The 1,600-nt window shown below is 49.9% G+C and carries 2 protein-coding genes; one reads left to right on the top strand and one right to left on the bottom strand.

What is annotated here, in order from left to right:
• Nucleotides 1-209 (bottom strand): hypothetical protein (locus I6E40_RS10535; RefSeq protein ID WP_235387203.1); only part of this gene is annotated, 209 nt, incomplete at its 3' end.
• 1,036 nt (nucleotides 210-1,245) lie between these two features.
• On the opposite strand from I6E40_RS10535, the gene I6E40_RS10530 reads away from it, so the two are divergent.
• The coding region (locus I6E40_RS10530) for a hypothetical protein (protein WP_235387201.1) at nucleotides 1,246-1,600 on the top strand (355 nt) is incomplete at its 3' end.

The raw sequence follows: 1,600 nt of genomic DNA, 5'->3' as shown, positions 1-1,600 counted from the left end.
GCTATCCCCGGGCGTTGCCCGGGGTTACTCACGGTATAGCCTTCCAGGCTAAGATACTTTTGCTGCACAGGTGGCAGCGGCACGATCAAAGATTCGCCGCGGTCAATATCGCTTCGCACTCGGTGGTACTCACAGTAAAGCCCTCTAGGCTTAAATACTTTTGCTGCACAGGTGGGTGCACCAGTAAGTGTGGCTCCGTTGTGTTTCATGTTTAGGGGACACAACAGCACAAACAGCAAGCAAGACTATCCAGCCTGGAAGGCTGTACTGTGAGTAACCGGGGGCAACGCCCCCGGAAAGCAGGGAACTTTCTCAGTATCAGCCTGGAAGGCTGTACGCCCGCGAAGATGGCGGCGGGAGTCGCCGCGCCGAAGGCGCACTCTATCTTGCCGCAGCATGGCTGCGCAGTAAGGGGGCAAAGGTCACGCCCCGCTGTGGCACAGTGGAACGGTCCTTCGCCCCTTTGACTCTTGGTCTCTTTGTCCCTTCGTCTCTTTGTCTTTTTGTCTCTTAGTCCCTTTGTCTCCCCTCTTAAGTTTATTTAATACTCGCCCCGCGAACCCCTTCAACTCCCTAAAAACCAAAGAGTTAAGAAAAAGACACTTTTGACTCATTTTTTTGAGTCAAGGAAAACCGCTAAGGCTCAAAACGTTAGGCGCAAAATTCGCCCAATGATTTGTTCACTTCCCCGCCGACCCTACACTCCACACGCCGCCGAAACTGACCCTACATGCTCCGCCGCGAAACCCTGCACTATGTAAGGTTTTATGTAGGATTTTCCGACCCAATCCTACACACCTAACACCGCTGATTATCAAACTTTAAACCCGCTTTGTGTAGGATTTGCCGAGAGTGTATAAACCCCTTGAAAACCGTATAGGTCGGAAAGGCGAAAACGCGCGTTTGCGCGCGAATCCTACTTACTTTTTCAAGTTGTGCGGTTTTTGTCGTTATGATGACAGTAATTTAAGACTTCTTGACAAATGGGCAAAAGAAAATAGTGGGCAAAAAACTTGCATTCGCCTTTTTCGGAACGTATATTTGCAAACGGATTCGAGGAGAAAGAATCATCGTTCCAATAGGCTTGCTACTAAGAAGGATTCATCTTGACGCTTCGGTCAAGACAGGGTGAGGTATTACCTTTTCCGAACGCCTTCCCGAACGGTTTCCGAACGCATTCCGAACTCCGCGAGCACACTGCTTCGAACCTCTCAGTTCCGTAACAAACTAAAAAAATATACATATATGACAACAAAGAATTTGAAAGTCCTTTTGGCGAAAAGATTAGTCAAGGACATCTTCGTAAATCTCGGGGAACTCTGCGCGTTGATGGCGAAGGGTCCCCTCCCGATGAGAAAAGCATGCGAGTGGCAAACCCCCGACTTCTTCGCCACCCCTCCGGCGTCTCATGTGCAGAAAGTACAAGCAATGCAAGAAACACAAGAACAGCAGGCAGAACAGGACGCACAGGCTGTCGCTCATACCTCAAAACTCACTCAGCCTCAAGAAGCCGCTCGTTCGCAAGAAGTATCAAAGAAAAAAGCCGGACGCACGGCAGATTTCTACGTACGCCCGAGTCAGGTGAAGGAAGTGATTGAGG

Origin of the sequence: Prevotellamassilia timonensis (genome assembly GCF_021531665.1) — a bacterium.
In the GTDB taxonomy this organism is placed as follows: Bacteria; Bacteroidota; Bacteroidia; order Bacteroidales; family Bacteroidaceae; genus Alloprevotella.
Note: the sequence above shows the minus strand (reverse complement) of the source record. Positions and strands in the feature narration are given on the sequence as shown.